This window comes from Bradyrhizobium sp. CCBAU 51753, from assembly GCF_015291565.1.
GTDB lineage: Bacteria > Pseudomonadota > Alphaproteobacteria > Rhizobiales > Xanthobacteraceae > Bradyrhizobium > Bradyrhizobium ivorense.
Genome location: NZ_CP030037.1, coordinates 5,914,198 through 5,931,718 on the forward strand (window position 1 = coordinate 5,914,198; position 17,521 = coordinate 5,931,718).

General features: G+C 65.3%; 14 protein-coding genes, 1 tRNA gene and 2 riboswitches. Of the genes, 13 read left to right on the forward strand and 2 right to left on the reverse strand.

What is annotated here, in order from left to right; genetic code table 11:
* The first annotated feature begins 229 nt into the window (after positions 1 to 229).
* Positions 230 to 475, forward strand: a complete 246-nt coding sequence (locus XH93_RS27030) for a zinc-finger domain-containing protein (RefSeq protein WP_139484603.1) — start codon at positions 230 to 232, stop codon at positions 473 to 475.
* 7 nt (positions 476 to 482) lie between these two features.
* Positions 483 to 1,685, forward strand: a complete 1,203-nt coding sequence (locus XH93_RS27035) for an FAD-dependent monooxygenase (RefSeq protein WP_194469822.1) — start codon at positions 483 to 485, stop codon at positions 1,683 to 1,685.
* Positions 1,686 to 1,746: 61 nt separating this feature from the next.
* Here the strand turns inward: XH93_RS27035 and XH93_RS27040 are convergent, their stop codons facing one another.
* Positions 1,747 to 2,169: a twin-arginine translocation pathway signal gene (locus XH93_RS27040; protein ID WP_194469823.1), complete on the reverse strand. Its 423-nt coding sequence runs from the start codon at positions 2,167 to 2,169 to the stop codon at positions 1,747 to 1,749.
* A gap of 236 nt (positions 2,170 to 2,405) precedes the next feature.
* Here XH93_RS27040 and XH93_RS27045 point away from each other — a divergent pair.
* A tRNA-Leu gene (locus XH93_RS27045) sits at positions 2,406 to 2,492 on the forward strand.
* A 300-nt stretch (positions 2,493 to 2,792) separates the two neighbouring features.
* On the forward strand, positions 2,793 to 2,936 hold the full coding sequence (locus XH93_RS27050; RefSeq protein WP_172626984.1) for a hypothetical protein: 144 nt from the start codon (positions 2,793 to 2,795) through the stop codon (positions 2,934 to 2,936).
* 99 nt (positions 2,937 to 3,035) lie between these two features.
* Here XH93_RS27050 and XH93_RS27055 read toward each other — a convergent pair whose 3' ends face one another.
* Positions 3,036 to 4,637, reverse strand: coding sequence for an ABC transporter substrate-binding protein (locus tag XH93_RS27055; RefSeq protein ID WP_194469824.1), 1,602 nt, complete (start codon positions 4,635 to 4,637; stop codon positions 3,036 to 3,038).
* Between the two features lie 262 nt (positions 4,638 to 4,899).
* Between XH93_RS27055 and XH93_RS27060 the strand changes: the two genes are divergently transcribed.
* The 9 genes from XH93_RS27060 to XH93_RS27100 all read left to right on the forward strand — a co-directional run bounded on the left by XH93_RS27060 (position 4,900) and on the right by XH93_RS27100 (position 17,399).
* Positions 4,900 to 6,030: a M20/M25/M40 family metallo-hydrolase gene (locus XH93_RS27060; protein WP_194469825.1), complete on the forward strand. Its 1,131-nt coding sequence runs from the start codon at positions 4,900 to 4,902 to the stop codon at positions 6,028 to 6,030.
* Between the two features lie 92 nt (positions 6,031 to 6,122).
* Positions 6,123 to 6,227: riboswitch (glycine riboswitch) on the forward strand.
* A 3-nt stretch (positions 6,228 to 6,230) separates the two neighbouring features.
* Positions 6,231 to 6,345: riboswitch (glycine riboswitch) on the forward strand.
* Between the two features lie 66 nt (positions 6,346 to 6,411).
* Positions 6,412 to 7,719, forward strand: a complete 1,308-nt coding sequence (locus XH93_RS27065) for a D-amino acid dehydrogenase (protein ID WP_194469826.1) — start codon at positions 6,412 to 6,414, stop codon at positions 7,717 to 7,719.
* A 197-nt stretch (positions 7,720 to 7,916) separates the two neighbouring features.
* Positions 7,917 to 9,215 (forward strand): ArgE/DapE family deacylase, encoded by a 1,299-nt coding sequence (locus tag XH93_RS27070; protein WP_194469827.1) that lies wholly within the window; start codon positions 7,917 to 7,919, stop codon positions 9,213 to 9,215.
* 320 nt (positions 9,216 to 9,535) lie between these two features.
* A complete protein-coding gene (locus XH93_RS27075) occupies positions 9,536 to 10,477 on the forward strand; it encodes an ABC transporter permease (protein ID WP_194469828.1) in 942 nt (313 codons plus the stop codon).
* Between the two features lie 3 nt (positions 10,478 to 10,480).
* A complete protein-coding gene (locus XH93_RS27080) occupies positions 10,481 to 11,368 on the forward strand; it encodes an ABC transporter permease (RefSeq protein WP_139484506.1) in 888 nt (295 codons plus the stop codon).
* Positions 11,365 to 13,029 (forward strand): ABC transporter ATP-binding protein, encoded by a 1,665-nt coding sequence (locus tag XH93_RS27085; RefSeq protein WP_194469829.1) that lies wholly within the window; start codon positions 11,365 to 11,367, stop codon positions 13,027 to 13,029. The genes XH93_RS27080 and XH93_RS27085 overlap by 4 nt, the downstream gene beginning before the upstream one ends.
* A 258-nt stretch (positions 13,030 to 13,287) precedes the next feature.
* The gene (locus XH93_RS27090; protein ID WP_194469830.1) at positions 13,288 to 14,808 is read left to right on the forward strand and encodes a M81 family metallopeptidase; all 1,521 of its coding nucleotides are present in this window, start codon (positions 13,288 to 13,290) and stop codon (positions 14,806 to 14,808) included.
* A 7-nt stretch (positions 14,809 to 14,815) separates the two neighbouring features.
* The gene (locus XH93_RS27095; RefSeq protein ID WP_194469831.1) at positions 14,816 to 15,988 is read left to right on the forward strand and encodes a M20 aminoacylase family protein; all 1,173 of its coding nucleotides are present in this window, start codon (positions 14,816 to 14,818) and stop codon (positions 15,986 to 15,988) included.
* Positions 15,981 to 17,399 carry an amidase gene (locus tag XH93_RS27100; protein WP_194469832.1) on the forward strand — a complete coding sequence of 473 codons (1,419 nt, stop codon included), beginning with the start codon at positions 15,981 to 15,983 and terminating at the stop codon, positions 17,397 to 17,399. The genes XH93_RS27095 and XH93_RS27100 overlap by 8 nt, the downstream gene beginning before the upstream one ends.
* Positions 17,400 to 17,521: the final 122 nt, after the last annotated feature.

Below are 17,521 nucleotides of genomic sequence, written 5' to 3' on the forward strand. Positions count from 1 at the left end.
TTCGCCTTAGTTTAAGTAGCCTTGGAAATAGTGTGCCGTTTTTGCGACACAACGGCTGCGACCAAAGAAGGGCTTCTCTGGGACGACAAGATTGTGTCGAATTTGCATGAGCAAATGGGCCGTCGGGGCTCTAGGAATCAACTGTTCCCGCCAGTATGGTGCGCGGCATTTCGCGATGCTGCATGCTGCTGATTGCGTTTTTGTCGTCTTTGCCATCCAAGGTGAGAATATGTCCGACCACGTCGTTCCGCACTTCCATAACGATGCCGGTGTTTCAGTGATCGAGATCGGCTCGCAGGAGTTCATGTGCGTGGGCGCCAACCCGCCGTTCGACCACCCCCATGTGTTCCTCGACCTCGGCAACGACAACGAGATCATCTGCCCGTATTGCTCGACGCTGTATCGCTTCGCCTCCGACCTGGCGCCCGGTGAGGCGCGTCCGCCCGAATGCGTGCTGAAAGACAAGGTCGCCTGACCGTTCCGTGGCGCTGACGCGAACCGTCATCGTTGCAGGCGCCGGAATCGGAGGACTGACCGCGTCGCTGACCCTGGCGGCACAAGGGTTCCGCGTCGTCGTATTGGAAAAGGCCGAGCGGCTCGAGGAAGCCGGCGCTGGCATTCAAATCTCCCCCAATGCCAGCCGCGTGCTGGTCGAGCTCGGGCTCAAGGAACGGCTGGCGCGGCGCGCGGTGACGCCGGAATCCGTCGCCATCATGAGCGCGCGGGCCGGCGGCGAGATCGTGCGGATGCCGCTCGGCGAGGCGGCGGCGTTCCGCGCCGGCTCACCCTATTGGGTGATCCACCGCGCCGACCTGCAGGCCGCGCTGGAGGCCGCGGTCAACGATCATCCCGACATCGATCTCCGTCTCGGCTGCCAGTTCGAGGATGTGACCAAGCACGCCAAAGGGCTGACCGTGGTCCAGCGCCGCGGCAATGCACGGCAGCAGGAACTGGCGGTGGCACTGATCGGCGCCGACGGCATCTGGTCGGCGGTGCGCGGACATCTGTTCCCGGACCTGCAGCCGCAATTCTCCGGCCTGATCGCCTGGCGCGGCACGCTGGACGCGACCGCCCTGCCCCGTGAATACACCTCGCCGCGGGTGCAGCTCTGGATGGGGCCGGACGCGCATCTCGTGGCCTATCCGATTTCGGCCGGGCGCCAGATCAACGTGGTCGCGATCGTCGCCGGCACCTGGAACCGGCCGGGCTGGAGCGCGCCCGGCGACACCAGGGAGATCAAGGACGCATTCGCCTCGCAGCGCTGGCCCGCGACCGCGCGCATGCTGATCGGCGCGGTCGACGGCTGGCGCAAATGGGCGCTGTTCACCCTGCCCGATATCGGCCGCTGGAGCGAAGGCGCAGTGACGCTTCTCGGCGACGCCGCGCATGCGATGCTGCCGTTTGCCGCACAGGGCGCCGGCATGGCGATCGAGGACGCCGCGGTGCTCGCCAAGGCGTTGAGCGACAGCACCGGCGAAAACATCGCCGGCATTCCCGCCGCGCTGCAGCGCTACGCACAGATGCGGCGCACGCGCGTGCTCAAGGTGCAGCGGCTGGCGCGGCGGCAGGGCCGCATCTATCATTTGAGCGGGCCTGCGGCGATCGCGCGCGATCTTGCGATCCGCGCGATCGGGCCGCAGCGCATGCTGGCGCGGCAGGACTGGATCTACGACTGGCGGGTTTGAAACGGACGCACTGTCTTCACGCGAAAACGGATTCCACCGGGCGCGAAAACGCGCCGGTGTCTCAACGCAGCCCGGACCGCGGCGGCTTCGCGCCGGGCGGAGGTGCGGGCGGCGGCGCCGCCGAGGCCGTCTCCGGCGGAGTTTCATGGCACTTGCCGCTGCGCCAGGATTCCTCCGCGAGCTTCTGCTGGGCGCGGATCGAGATCAGCTCGTTGCGATAGACCATCTCGGAGACCACGGTGCCGCCGACGCCGGTCTGCGCCTTGTTCATCAGCGCTTCCTGGTCCTTGGCACGGCTGACGAGGTTCTTGCGCTCGGTTTCGAGCTGCTTGCAGTCGTAAAGCTCGTACTTGGCGGGATCGACAAAGGCCGGCGAGAGGCTGTCGCCGATCTGCGCGCAGCCGGAGGCGCCCGCCGCGAGAGCGAGCAGCGCAATTGCAGCCGCTGCGCGCGAGCTTCGGCAGCGTGGGATGCGAACGGACATTCGGTTTTCTTAGTCAGACAGTATTGAGATTGCCTAAAGCAGCCGCCGGTGTCCGGATTGAGGCTCAATCGCGGCGGCGCGCAGCCATATCCCTTAACCGGCGCCGGGCGCAACGGGGATTGCGGCCGGAGCGCTAAACCATTGAAACCGCATCCATTCGCGCCGGATAATGGCAATTCCACTCCGGCACCAAACGCGCTAGATATCGGCGCGCCTGGCGCAACGCGCAAGGCAACGCGGACGTGGCGGAATTGGTAGACGCAAGGGACTTAAAATCCCTCGATGGCAACGTCGTGTGGGTTCGAGTCCCACCGCCCGCACCAGCCTTCGCTCGCGGAGAGAGTCACGGCTCGGCAGGCCGCAACGTGCCACGACGTGCCCTCGCACAAAGCAGACACCGCGAATGCCGCGATGGCACGCAACAACACACATTCTGCCCAATGAGCCCCGTCATCATCGCGACGACACTTGCGAACTTTTCAAGACATTCAACAAGACATTCAACATGCAAGCGGGTACCGCGGCGCTGACCCGCCTGTTGCAACACGCGCAAGCCAGCGACCATGCAGCTCTGGAACATCTCCGCAGCAGAATTGTTGTCATGCAGCAATTGGAGCATGACGATGACGAACGAGTATCCTTCCGACAAGCCCGCGGCGAGTGAACAGGACCGGCGCAAGGATCCGCCGTCGCCCGAGCGCAAGCCGCCACAGGGTGGACCGCCGGTGCAGGACGGCCTCGAGCAGGTGCGCGACAGTCACACCTGACCGCCGGGAACCGGGCGAAAATCAAAATGGCCGGGGCGATGCCCGGCCATTTTCATTTGTGCGATGTATTGGCGTCGCGTGACGGTTCGTCGCTTCGCCCTACTCCGACTTGTCGATGTTCCAGAAGATCGGGGTGGCCGGACCGTCGAGCACGCCGGTCAGCGACTTCCGCCACCCGCTCGGGACCGTATACTGGCCGAGCGGAATGTAGATCACTTGATCATAGGCCTCGGTCTGAATCTCGGCGGCGATCTTCTTCTTCTCCTCGGCCGAGCTTGCGCGTGCGAACTTGTCGCGCAGTTCCTCGATCTTGGGATCCTCGGCCCAGCCGAACCAGCCGCCGTTCTTGCCGCGCCCCGTGATCGAGGCATTGACGATGGGATCGGCGACGTCGGCGGCGACCCAGTTGGTGAAGAACATGTTCCAGCCGCCTTCCTTCGGCGGCTTCTGGCTGGCGCGGCGGGTCACCACGGTCTGCCAGTCGGTGGCCTGCAGGTCGACCTTGAAGCCGGCATCGCGCAACAGCTGGGCCGCAACGATCGGCTGGGCCTTCAGCGTGGTGACGTCGCCCGGCGCCATGACCACGACCGGCGTGCCGTCATAGCCCGACTCGGCGAGCGCCTTCTTGGCCTGCGCCAAGCCGTTGCCCTTGACCAGCGTTTCGGCGCCGACGTCGGTCTCCAGCGGCGTGCCGCACACAAAGAACGCGCCGCAGACCTGCTGATACTTGGCATTGCCGACCAACGCATCGAGCACGTCCTTCTGGTTCATCGCCAGGAACGCGGCGCGACGCACCTTCGGATTGTCGAACGGCGGATACAGGAAGTTCATGCGCCCGAGCGTCTGGAAGCCGAACTTGTTCAACACCTCGATCTTGAGATCCTTGCTGGCCTCCAGCACCGGCAGCATGTCGAACGGCAGCTGCTCCATGAAATCGATGTCGCCGGACTGCAGCGCGTTCACCGCGGTCTGCGCGTCGGGCATCGTGATCCATTCGACGCGGTCAACCTTCACGACCTTGCCGCCGGCAGTCCAGCTTGCCGGCTCCTTGCGCGGCACGTAGTCCTTGTTCTTCTCATAGACCGCCTTCACGCCGGGCTGGAATTCGCCCTGCACGAACTTGAACGGACCCGATCCGATCTGCTCGGGAATCGCCTTGTCCGGCGGCGTCTCGGCGAGACGCTTCGGCATCATGAACGGCACGCGCGAGGACGGTTTGCCGATCGATTCCAGCACCAGGCCGTAGGGCTCCTTCAGCTTCAGCGTGATGGTCTTGGCGTCGGTGGCCTCGAGGCTGGCGACGAAGTCCATCAGCTTCTGGCCCATGCCGTCGGCCTTGCCCCAGCGCTTGAGCGAGGCGACGCAGTCCTCCGCCGTCACCGGCGCGCCGTCGTGCCATTTCAGGCCGTCGCGCAGCGTGAAGGTGTAGGTCAGCTTGTCGTCGGAAACCTTCCAGTCCGCCATCTGCGGCTGAATCTTGAAACTGGAATCCGTCGCCAGCAGCGTGTCGTAGACCATGTAGCCGTGATCGCGGGTGATATAGGCCGTGGTCATGATCGGATCGATCACGCGCAGATCCGAATGCATCACCGCGGTGACGGTCTTGGGCGCGGCCATGGCTTGCGGCGCCGCGAACGACAGCGCGATCGCCGACAACGCGGCCGCTATCGTGTGGCGCTTCCAACGCGAGATAGGCAACATTACGATTTCTCCTGACGTGTAATTGGTCAAAGCCGGCTTATTCGTTATGCATGCGGTTCGTTGTTTGGGCGGACTAACATGCTGTATGGCTTGCGAAATTGAGACTTGCATCAAGCACGGTGCGCGTCAATCGGTTTCCGGGAAGATCGCACGTACACAAACGAATTGTGCGCCGCGCCAGCATTTTGACTTTACAAAATCGTCGCCTGCGATTTTCGTAGGCGCGCGCGGCCGTCGCCATAACAACAGAAGAGAAAAAATCATGAACCCAGCCAATCTTCCCTTTGATTCCGAAGCGATGCTGCAGGGCCTGCGCAGCTGGGTGGAATGCGAGAGCCCGACCTGGGACGCAGCCGCCGTCGAGCGGATGCTCGACCTCGCCGCGCGCGAGATGGCGATCATGGGTGCGACGATCGAGCGCATCGCCGGACGCCAGGGCTTTGCCGGCTGCGTCCGCGCCCGCTTTCCGCATCCGAAGCAGGGCCAGCCCGGCATCCTGATTGCCGGCCATCTCGACACCGTGCATCCGGTCGGAACCATCGAGAAGCTCGCATGGCGGCGCGAGGGGAACAAATGCTTCGGCCCTGGCATCTTCGACATGAAGGGCGGCAACTACCTCTCGCTCGAGGCGATCAGGCAACTGGCGCGCGCCGCGTTCACGACGCCGCTGCCGATCACCGTGCTGTTCACCCCCGATGAAGAAGTCGGCACGCCGTCGACCCGCGACATCATCGAAGCGGAAGCCGCGCGCAACAAATATGTGCTGGTGCCCGAACCCGGCCGGCCCAACAACGGCGTCGTCACCGGCCGCTACGCGATCGCGCGCTTCAATCTGGAGGCCGTCGGCAAACCGAGCCATGCCGGTGCGACGCTGTCCTCCGGCCGCTCTGCGATCCGCGAGATGGCGCGGCAGATCCTCGCCATTGACGGCATGACCACCGAGGACTGCACCTTCTCGGTCGGCATCGTGCATGGCGGCCAGTGGGTCAATTGCGTTGCGACAACCTGCAGCGGTGAAGCGCTCAGCATGGCCAAGCGCCAGGCCGATCTCGACCGCGGCGTCGAGCGCATGCTGGCGTTGTCGGGCACGTCCAACGACGTGACATTCAAGGTGACGCGCGGCGTCACCCGCCCGGTGTGGGAGCCGAACGCCGGCACCATGGCGCTGTACGAAAAAGCCAAAACCCTCGCGGGCGCGATGGGGCTCGACCTGCCGCATGGCAGCGCCGGCGGCGGCTCCGACGGCAATTTCACCGGTGCGATGGGCATCCCGACGCTCGACGGTCTCGGCGTGCGCGGCGCCGATGCGCACACGCTCAACGAGCACATCGAAGTCGACAGCCTCGCCGAGCGCGGCCGGCTGATGGCGGCGCTGTTGGCGACGCTGGAGTAAATCGGATTTGCACTGCACAACAGGTTGGCACGTCCGGATCGAAATTTAGCCTTGTCCAATTTTTTGGCTTCGCCTACGGTCCGGCCGTCCAAATCGACGATGCGGGAGAGATCGACGCGAATGCATCACGCATTCGCATCGGCGCCGACGGAGCAACCGCCCCGGAAACTCTCAGGCAAAAGGACCGTATCGTCAGGACGATCTGGAGAGAGACGAACATGGCCCAACACGACAGGCCATGCGTCCACCGAAGGGGATAGTCCGCGATCTGGCCTCGGCCCGATGCGGATCAAGCTCTCAGGTACCGTGACAGATGGGGCGCCGACACCGGTTTCACCGGCGGCTCGGCGACTCTAACAACACGGGAGCCTGAAGACCATTATGCCTCACATCGCGATCATTGGCGCCGGCATCACCGGCGTAACGACGGCCTATGCCCTGCTCGAACGCGGCTACCGGGTGACTGTCCTCGACAGGCATCGCTATGCCGCGATGGAGACGTCGTTCGCCAATGGCGGACAACTCTCCGCCAGCAATGCCGAAGTGTGGAACAGCGCCGCGACCATTCTCAAGGGGCTGCGCTGGATGCTGAGAAGCGACGCACCGCTGCTGATGAATCCGATGCCGAGCTGGCACAAATACTCATGGGTCGGTGAGTTCGTCGGCAGCATCGGCCGCTATCGCGCCAACACCATCGAGACCACGCGGCTCGCCATCGAAGCGCGCAAGCATCTGTTTTCCATCGCTCAGCGCGAGAACATCGCCTTCGATCTCGAACGGCGCGGCATCCTGCACATCTATCACGACAAGGCCGGCTTCGATGCGGGCCTGCGGGTCAACACGCTGCTGCAGCAGGGCGGGCTCGATCGCCGGCCGGTGACGCCGGATGAAATCCGCAGCATCGAGCCGGCGCTGCAGACGCCGTGCTATGGCGGCTTCTTCACGCCGTCGGATGCGACCGGCGATATCCACAAATTCACCCGTGGCCTCGCCGACGCCTGCAGCCGCCGCGGCGCGATCATGATTCACGAAGCCAATGTCGATGCGATCGTCCGCCACGACGACGGATTCCGCGTCATTTGGAGCGAGGCGGCCGCGCATGACGCGGCGGTTGCCGCGCGGCACGAACTGCAAGCGGACGGCATCGTCATTTGCGCCGGGGTCGCGAGCCGTCACTTCGCCGCGATGCTTCATGACCGGGTGAACGTCTATCCGGTGAAGGGATATTCGATCACCGTCGAGCTCGATGCGCCGCAAAGCCGGCAGGCCGCACCGACGGTCAGCCTGCTCGATGAAGCGGCGAAGATCGTGACCAGTCGGCTCGGCGCCGATCGCTTCCGCGTCGCCGGCACCGCCGAATTCAACGGCTTCAACCGCGACATTCGCGCCGACCGGATCCGGCCGCTGGTGGACTGGGTGCGGCATCATTTCCCGGCGATCGACACCTCGAAAATCGCGCCATGGGCGGGCCTGCGCCCGATGATGCCGAACATGATGCCGGTGGTCCGTGCGGGGCGCAATCCCGGCGTGTTCTACAACACCGGCCACGGCCATCTCGGCTGGACCCTGTCGGCCGCGACAGCGCAGCTGGTGGCCCAGGCGATCGACGATTGGCGCGGCCTTGGCGCGCCGCCGATGGTGCCGTCGCAGACCGATGCGGCCGAGACCACTCACGCAGCTTTCCTCTAATTATCCGGCCGAAGGGAAGGAATATGAGCGTATGAGAGTGTGGGCAGGCCGGAATTCGCTGAGAACCACCGCGTGACAGGGATTAGCCTTACCATGGGGAGAAGCAAGCCATTTCAGGAGTGGACATTGCGCATCGCAGTGGCGCGCATGCGTGACATGGCGGTCCATGGGCTTGTGAACGAGAAGAAAGGCGGGACATGACCACTGAGACGTTGACCAGGCCGGATCAGATTGCCGGCGAGGTGTGCGCGGCCGTCGACCGACATTTCGATGATCAGGTCGCATTCCTGTCGCGCATGGTGCAGTTCCGCAGCCTCCGCGGGCAGGAAGCGCCGCAACAGCGCTGGCTCGCCGAGCAGTTCGCAAAGCGCGGCTACGACGTCGACACCTTCAGCCTGGCGGACGTCGATCTGACCAGCCATCCGAAGGCGGCGCCGATGGACGGCATCGATCTGGCCGGATCGCAACAGGTTGTCGCGACCCTCAACGGCAAAGGCAGCGGGCGCAGCCTGATCCTGCAGGGTCATATCGACGTGGTGCCGGAGGGCCCCGCCGACCTCTGGGAAGTGCCGCCGTTCGCAGCGGCGGTGCGCGACGGCTGGATGTTCGGGCGCGGCGCGCAGGACATGAAGGCCGGCGTATCGGCGATGATCTTCGCGCTCGATGCGATCAGAGGCGCCGGCTATGCGCCGAATGGCCGCATCCATCTGCAGACCGTCACCGAGGAAGAGAGCACCGGCAACGGTGCGCTGTCGACCCTGATGCGTGGTTATCGCGCCGACGCCTGCTTGATCCCCGAACCCACCGGCCATACGCTGACCCGCGCCCAGGTCGGGGCGATCTGGTTTCGGCTGCGCGTGCGTGGCACGCCGGTGCATGTCGCCTACTCCGAGACCGGCACCAGCGCCATCCTGTCGGCGATGCATCTGGTGCGCGCGTTCCAGGATTACACCAAGGCACTCAACGCACGGGCGCTCGACAACAGCTGGTTCCGGGGCGTCAAGAATCCGATCAAGTTCAACGTCGGCATCATCAAGGGCGGCGACTGGGCAAGCTCGACCGCGGCCTGGTGCGAGCTGGATTGCCGGCTCGGCTTGCTGCCGGGCGAGACGCCGCAAGAGGCGATGCGCGGCATCGAAGAATGCCTCGCCGAGGCGCACAAGGCCGACGACTTCCTCGCAGACAATCCGGCCGAACTGGTGTGGAGCGGTTTTCAGGCTGACGCCGCGGTGTGCGAGCCCGGCAGCGCAGCGGAAGCTGTGCTGTCCGCCGCCCATCAATCCGTATTCCGGGCTCCGATGGAGGAGCGGCTGTCCACGGCGGTCAACGACACCCGCTACTATTGCGTCGACTACGGCATCCCTGCACTCTGCTATGGTCCTTACGGCATCGGCCCGCACGCATTCAACGAACGTGTCGAGCTCGAGAGCCTTCGCAAGACAACGCAGAGCATCGCGCTGTTCGTCGCCGGATGGTGCGGAGTGACAAAAGTGTAAACGGGCTGTCGCTTCAGGTCGATGGCCGAGCGCACGTGCAATTCGAGATCGCAGCTTCAGGCAAACGGGAGGGGACGATTAGGGGACGTCAAAACGGTACGGATGTTGGCACCACATCGCGCTCCCCGGGCCTCAGACCGCCTGACCCGCGCCTTGATATTGCGGCCCCGTTGGCACAAGATTTGCCTGCAAATTCATTGCCTTTCGCGCTAAATTTGCGACCAAAGACGCAGAAGCGCATGAGACACATCACAGGGACATCAATGACATGATGCGGTCCAGCCTTCGCTTCGCACCGTTTGGCGGCAGGAGATAACGCAATGCTCGGCTATCTCCTTCGCCGCATCCTCGCCGCCATTCCCGTGATGGGCGTGGTGGCGCTGTTCGTGTTCCTGCTGCTGCGGCTGACGCCGGGCGATCCCGCCGCGATCCTCGCCGGCGACAACGCGACGCCCGAGCAACTCGATCGCATCCGCGCTTCGCTCGGGCTAAACGAGCCCATCTATATCCAGTTCTACACCTGGATCATGAAGCTTTTGCATGGTGACCTCGGCGTCTCCCTGATCTCGAACAAGCCGATCCTCGAGATGATCGGTCCGCGTCTCGAGCCCTCGATCTCGGTCGCGCTCGCCACCATCATCCTCTCGATCCTGGTCGCGGTGCCGCTCGGCGTCATCGCGGCGTGGAAGCACGGTACCTGGATCGACCGCTTCGTGATGGGGCTCTCGGTGCTCGGCTTCTCGGTGCCGGTATTCGTGATCGGCTACGTCTTGATCCAGATCTTCGCGATCGACTTCCGCTGGGTGCCGGTGCAGGGCTTCAAGAGCCTATCGGCCGGCTTCGGCCCGTTCTTCGAGCGCCTGATCCTGCCGACCTGCACCCTCTCCTTCATCTATGTCGCGCTGATCGCGCGCATGACGCGGGCCTCGATGCTCGACGTGCTCGGCGAGGACTACGTCCGCACCGCGCGCGCCAAGGGCATCGGCGAGGCCGGCGTGCTGCTGCGCCACGCGCTGCGCAATGCCGCGGTGCCCGTCATCACCGTGATCGGCTCCGGCTTTGCGCTGTTGATCTCCGGCGTCGTCGTCACCGAGAGCGTGTTCAACCTGCCCGGCATCGGCCGCCTCACCGTCGATGCGGTGCTGGCGCGCGACTATCCGGTGATCCAGGCGATGATCCTGTTAACGTCGGGCATCTATGTCGCGGTCAATCTGTTGATCGACCTCGCCTACACCCTGCTCGATCCTCGTATCCGGTACTGAGCGATGGCGATCGACACCCTTCCAGAATCCTCCATTCCGGTCACGCGGCCATTCCGCCTGCGGCTCGGCTTTCTCACCGCGACGCCGATCATCGCGATTGCGACGATCTGCCTCGCCCTCATCATCCTGATGGCGATCTTCGCACCGCTGTTGGCGCCGCACGACCCGCTGCTGCTGGCGCCGGCGCAGCGGCTGAAGCCCGCCAGCGCCCAGTTCCTGCTTGGCACCGACGCCTTTGGCCGCGACCTCATGTCCCGCATCATCTACGGCGCGCGCATCTCGCTGGTGATCGGGCTCGGCGCCGCGGTCTGTTCGATCGTGATCGGGCTGCTGATCGGGCTGGTCTCCGGCTTCTTCCGCTGGGTCGACGCCGTGATGATGCGGGTGATGGACGGCTTGATGGCAATCCCCTCCATCCTGCTCGCAATCGCCGTGGTGTCGCTATCGGGCGCCAGCATCTGGACCGTGATGGTGGCGATCACCATCCCCGAAATCCCGCGTGTGGCGCGGCTGGTGCGCTCGGTGGTGCTGACCGCGCGCGAGGAACCCTATGTCGAGGCCGCGATCTCGGTCGGCTCCAGCCTGCCCAAGATCATGTGGCGGCATCTGATGCCGAACACGATCGCGCCTTTGATCGTGCAAGGCACCTATGTCTGCGCATCCGCGATCCTGACCGAGGCGATCCTGTCGTTCCTCGGCGCCGGCATCTCGCCGGAAACGCCGACCTGGGGCAACATCATGGCCGAAGGCCGCGCCTATTTTCAGGTCAAGCCGCAGCTGATCTTCTGGCCGGGCCTGCTGCTCTCGATCGCCATTCTCAGCGTCAACCTGATCGGCGATGCCGCTCGCGACGCGCTCGATCCCCGCATGAAGCAACGTGAGGGCAAGTGACCGCAACCAACGCTTCCAACGTCGTCCTCGACATCAACAACCTCGTCGTCGGCCTCGGCCGCAAGGCCGATGCGCACCGCATCATCGATGACCTGTCGCTGCGGGTAGCCGAGGGCGAAACGCTGTGCCTGGTCGGTGAAAGCGGCTCCGGCAAGTCGGTGACGTCGCTGACCGTGATGGGCCTGCAGCAGAAGGGAACGCTGATTCCATCGGGCGGCAGCGTCAAGCTGGTCGGCGAGGAACTGCTGACCGCGAGCGACCGCCGGCTGCGGCAGCTGCGCGCCACGCGGATGGCGATGATCTTCCAGGAGCCGATGACCGCGCTCAATCCGGTGGTGCATGTCGGCCGCCAGATCGACGAGGTGCTGCGCGCCCACACCGACCTTGACGCCCGCGCGCGCCGCCAGAAGATTCTGGCGATGATGGAGCATGTGCGGCTGCCCGATGTCGAGCGCATCTTCGCCTCCTACCCGCACCGCCTTTCCGGCGGACAGCGCCAGCGCATCATGATCGCGATGGCGCTGGTGCTGGAGCCGAAGCTTTTGATCGCGGACGAACCGACCACCGCGCTCGACGTCACCACGCAGAAGCAGATCCTGACCCTGATCCGCGACCTGCAGCGCGATCATGGCACCGCGGTGCTGTTCATCACCCACGACATGGGCGTGGTCGCCGAGATCGCCGACCGCGTCGCGGTGATGCGGCACGGCCGGCTGGTCGAGACCGGTCCGCTGCAGGACGTGCTGCGCCATCCCAAGATGGAATACACAAGGAACTTGCTGTCCTCGGTGCCGAGCCTGGTGCCGCGGACGCCGCGCCCCGAGACCACCGAGCCGGTCGTGCTGGAGGCCAACGAGCTCGGCAAGGTCTACCGCGAGCGCTCGCTGTTCGGCAAAGCCCGCGAGGTCGCCGCCGCGCAGAACGTCACCCTCACTTTGCGCAAGGGCCGCACGCTCGGCATCGTCGGCGAAAGCGGTTCCGGCAAGTCGACGGTGGCGCGCTGCATCGTCCGCCTGATCGATCCGACCTCGGGCGGCGTGCGGCTTGCCGGCCGCGAAATCTCCGACCTGTCGCGCCGGCTGCTGCAGCCGCATCGCCAGAAGATCCAGATCATCTTCCAGGACCCCTACCGCTCGCTCAATCCGCGCGTCACGGTCGGCGAGAGCATCGCGGAGGGGCCGATCAACTACGGCATGCCGCGCAAGGATGCGCTGGCCCGGGCGCGCCAGCTGCTCGAGCTCGTCCATTTGCCGCCGGACGCCATCTCGCGCTATCCGCATCAGTTTTCCGGCGGCCAGCGCCAGCGCATCGCGATTGCGCGCGCGCTGGCGCTCGATCCCGACGTGCTGGTGGCGGATGAAGCGGTGTCCGCGCTCGACGTGTCGGTGCAGGCGCAGGTGCTCGATCTGCTCGACGAAATCCAGAAGCGGCTCGGCATCGCGCTGCTGTTCATCACCCATGACTTGCGGGTCGCCGCGCAAATCTGCGACGACGTCGCCGTGATGCAGCATGGCCGCGTCGTGGAACAGGGACCGGCGGCCGAGGTGCTGACCAATCCGCAGCAGGCCTATACCCGCGCGCTGCTCGACGCCGCCCCCGGACGCGGCTGGGATTTTGCGAATTTCCGTCCGGTTTCCGAAGGCATGGTGGCAACGGCGTAGACCTTTAGCCTTAGGCCCTTGGGCATATGCCTTGGATATGCCTTGGCCTCGGGCCGTCGTTACGCCCATAGGGCATGCAAATCCGGAGGTGCTCGACGGCTTGCGCTGGGCGCGACGACACGCTTAACGTCGCCGGCCAGAGCATGATCCGGAAGCGGCCGCCGGTTGTCCGGAAGATCAAGCTCAGCAACGAGACCAGGTCGTGACGCGATCCCTTCCAATCGCATCATGATCGAAGAAAAGTGTCGAGACCACTTGATGACCCGCATCGCCGTTGGCGGCTTCCTGCACGAGACCAATACCTTCGCGCCGACGAAGGCAACCTACGATGATTTCGTGCACGGCGGCGGCTGGCCGGCGATGACGCATGGCGCCGGCGTGCTCAAGGTGATGCGCAGGATCAACGCCGGTCTCGCCGGCTTTGTCGACGCGGCGGAAGCCCATGGCTGGGAGCTGGTCCCCACCGTCGCCGCCGGCGCCACCCCGTCGGCGCATGTGACGAAGGACGCCTTCGAGCGCATCGTGACCGAGATGGTCGACGGCATCGCAGCAGCCGGCCCGATCGACGGCGTCTATCTCGATCTGCACGGCGCGATGGTGACCGAGCACCTTGACGACGGCGAAGGCGAGATTCTCGCCCGCGTCCGCAAGGCAATCGGCCCGAATGTGCCGCTGGTCGCGAGCCTCGACCTGCATGCCAACGTTTCGCCCGAGATGATCACGCACGCCGACGCGCTGATCGCCTACCGCACCTATCCGCATGTCGACATGGCCGACACCGGCCGCGCCAGCGCCAGGCATCTCGCCTTGCTGCTCAAGTCCGGGCAGCGCCTGGCAAAGGCGTTCCGGCAGCTGCCGTTCCTGATCCCGATCAGCTGGCAATGCACCAATGACCAGCCGGCCAAGGGCATCTATCAGAAGCTCGCGGCGCTGGAGAGCGCGGCGGTGCCGACGCTTTCATTTGCGTTTGGCTTCCCGGCCGCCGATTTCAGGGATTGCGGCCCGAGCGTGTTCGCCTATGGCCGCACGCAAGCCGATGCGGATGCCGCGGCCGACAGCATCGCCGCACTGGTCGAAGGCCATGAAGACGGTTTCGACGGCCGCATCTATTCGCCCGACGATGGTATCAGGTACGCGATGGAGCTGGCGCGATCGGCAGCAAAACCGATCGTCATCGCCGACACCCAGGACAATCCCGGCGCCGGCGGCACGTCCGATACCACGGGCATGCTGCGCGCGCTGGTGCGCAACGGAGCGAGCGGCGCCACCGGCGTGATCTGCGATCCCGCTTCGGCGCAGGCGGCGCATGAAGCCGGCGTAGGCGCAACCGTCACGCTCGAGCTCGGCGGCAAGTCCGGCACGCCCGGCGATGCGCCATATCGCGAGAGCTTCCTCGTCGAGAAACTCTCGGACGGCAAGTTCGTGGCGCCCGGGCCGTTCTATGGCGGCCGCGACATGGACATGGGGCCGTCGGCCTGTTTGCGCATCGGCGACGTCCGCGTCGTGGTCGCCTCCTACAAGGCCCAGCTCGCCGACCAGGCGATGTACCGCTATGTCGGCATCGAGCCGACCGCACAGAAAATCCTGGTCAACAAGAGCTCAGTGCATTTCCGCGCCGACTTCGAGCCGATCGCCGAGAAGCTGTTGATCTGCGCCGCGCCCGGCGCCATGCCGGCGGATCCGGCATCGCTGCCCTGGAAGCATCTGCGTGCCGGCATCCGCCTCAAGCCGAACGGCCCCGTTTTCACACCCACCTCCCCATCACGCAGCAACGGATAGAGAGATCATGCCCACCATTGACCGCATCGACAGTTTTGCCGACGAGCTCACCGCGATCAGGCGGGATTTGCATGCCCATCCCGAAATCGGTTTCGAGGAGGTGCGGACCTCGGGCATCGTCGCCGACAAGCTGACGAGCTGGGGCATCGAGGTGCACCGCGGCCTCGGCGGCACCGGCGTGGTCGGCGTGCTCAAGGGCAAGGGCACGAGCGGCAAGAAGATCGGCCTGCGCGCCGACATGGACGCGCTGCCGATGGAGGAGAACACCAATCTGAAGTGGCGCTCGACCATCCCGGGCCGCTTCCACGGCTGCGGCCATGACGGCCACACTACGATGCTGCTCGGCTCGGCGCGCTATCTCGCCGAGACCCGCAATTTCGACGGCACCGTGCATTTCATCTTCCAGCCGGCCGAGGAAGGCCTCGGCGGCGCCCGCGCCATGATCAAGGACGGCCTGTTCCAGAAATTCCCCTGCGACGAGGTCTACGGTCTGCACAACGCGCCGGACCTCAACCATGGCGAAATCGCCATCCTGCCCGGACCGGCGATGGCCGCAGCCGACTTCTTCGACATCAGGATCCAGGGCTACGGCGCGCACGGCGCGATGCCGGAGCGCTCCAAGGACGCGGTCGTAATCGCCATGTCGCTCGGCCAGGCGTTGCAGTCGATCGTCAGCCGCAACGTCGATCCGCTGCAGGCGGCGGTGCTGTCGATCACGCAGATCCATTCCGGTTCGGCCTACAACGTCATTCCCGGCGACGCCTGGATGTGCGGCACGGTGCGCTGCTTCTCCGACGAGATTCGCCAGCTGATCCGCAAGCGCATGCGCGAAATCTCCGCCGGCTTCGCGGCGGCCTATGGCGCCGAAATCTCGGTCGAGATCCGCGACGGCTTCAGCGTGCTGGTGAATCAGGAAGAGCAGTCCCGCGTCGTCGCGGAAGTCGCGCGCACCGTTGTCGATCCGGCCAAGGTGATCACGCGCTCGACGCCCAAGATGGGCAGCGAGGATTTCGCCGACATGATGCAGGCCGTACCCGGCGCCTATTTCTGGGTCGGCCATGATGGTTCCGTGCCCGTGCACAATCCCGGCTACGTTCTCGACGACAAGATCCTGCCGATCGGCGCCAGCATGTTCGCCCGCATCATCGAGAAACGCCTGCCGGTAGGTGCCCATGCATAAGCCGAAGCAGGACGCCATCACCTCGCTGCACGATCTCTCAGCCACCGACCTCTTGGCCGGCTATCGCGCCAAGCAGTTCTCGCCGTCGGAGGTTCTGGAGGAGATCATCGCCCAGGTCGCGAGCTGGGAGCCGCACATCAAGGCGCTCTACCTCTACGATCCCGATGGCGCGCGGAAGGTCGCGAAAGCCTCGACCGAGCGCTGGCAGCAGAGCGAGCCGACCGGCACGCTCGATGGCGTTCCCGCCACCATCAAGGACAACGTCGCGACCAAGGGCCAGCCGGTGCCGCTGGGCGCCGCCAGCGTCAAGCTCGTGCCGGCCGAGAAGGATGCGCCGCCGGCGGCGCGGCTGCGCGAGGCCGGCTGCGTGATCTTCTCCAAGACCACGATGCCGGATTACGGCATGCTGTCGTCGGGGCTGTCCTCGTTCCATCCCCTCACCCGCAATCCCTGGGATGTCAGCAAGAATCCGGGCGGCTCCAGCGCCGGCGCCGGCGCGGCCGGTGCCGCCGGCTACGGGCCGCTGCATCTCGGCACCGATATTGGCGGCTCGGTGCGGCTGCCGGCCGCCTGGTGCGGCCTCGTCGCGCTGAAGCCGAGCCTCGGCCGCGTGCCGATCGACCCGCCCTATGTCGGCCGCGTCGCAGGTCCGATGACCCGCACCGTCGACGACGCCGCGCTGATGATGAGCGTGTTGTCGCGTCCCGACCGCCGCGACGGCATGAGCCTGCCGGCGCTGGAGGTGAACTGGAAGGCGCTGGAGAAGTCGCCGCGCAAGCTGCGCATCGGGCTGATGCTCGACGCCGGCGCCGGCCAGAAGGTCGAGAAGGAAGTCCGTGAGGTCGTCGTCAAGGCGGCGAAGGCGTTCGAATCCGCCGGCGCCGTGGTGACCGAGATCGACGGCATCATGACGCCGGAGATCCTGCAGGGGCTCGACCATTTCTGGCGGGCGCGGACCTGGGACGAGCTGTCGAAATTGTCGCAGGCGGAGCGCGAGAAGACCCTGCCCTACATCTTCAGCTGGGCCGAGGCCGGCGCAAAGCTCTCCGGCGTCGACGTGGTGCGCGGCTTCAACACCACGATGGCGATCCGCGCCGCCGCCGCAAAACTGTTCTGCGACGTCGACTACGTGATCTCGCCGGTGTCGCCGGTGGTGAACTTCCCGGCGGAGTTCGCCGCGCCGCTCAACGACCCGGCAAAGCCGTTCGAGCACATCTGCTTTACCGTGCCGTGGAATATGTCGGAGAACCCGGCGCTGTCGATCAACGGCGGCTACGACAAGAAGGGTTTTCCGATCGGCGTCCAGATCATCGGCCGCCGCTTCGACGACGTCGGCGTGCTCGGCATGGGCAAGGCATTCGAGGGCCTGCGCGGCCCTCAGAAGCCGTGGCCGACGCCGCCGAAGAAGTAGCGCCTCAACGCAAGTCGCGATGCGCGGGATCACGCCGCGCATCCGACTTCTTCACAAGGGATGCATTGCCGGGTTAACTGGATGGAGACGCGCGTTGCGCGCTCCATTCAAGAAAACCGAGA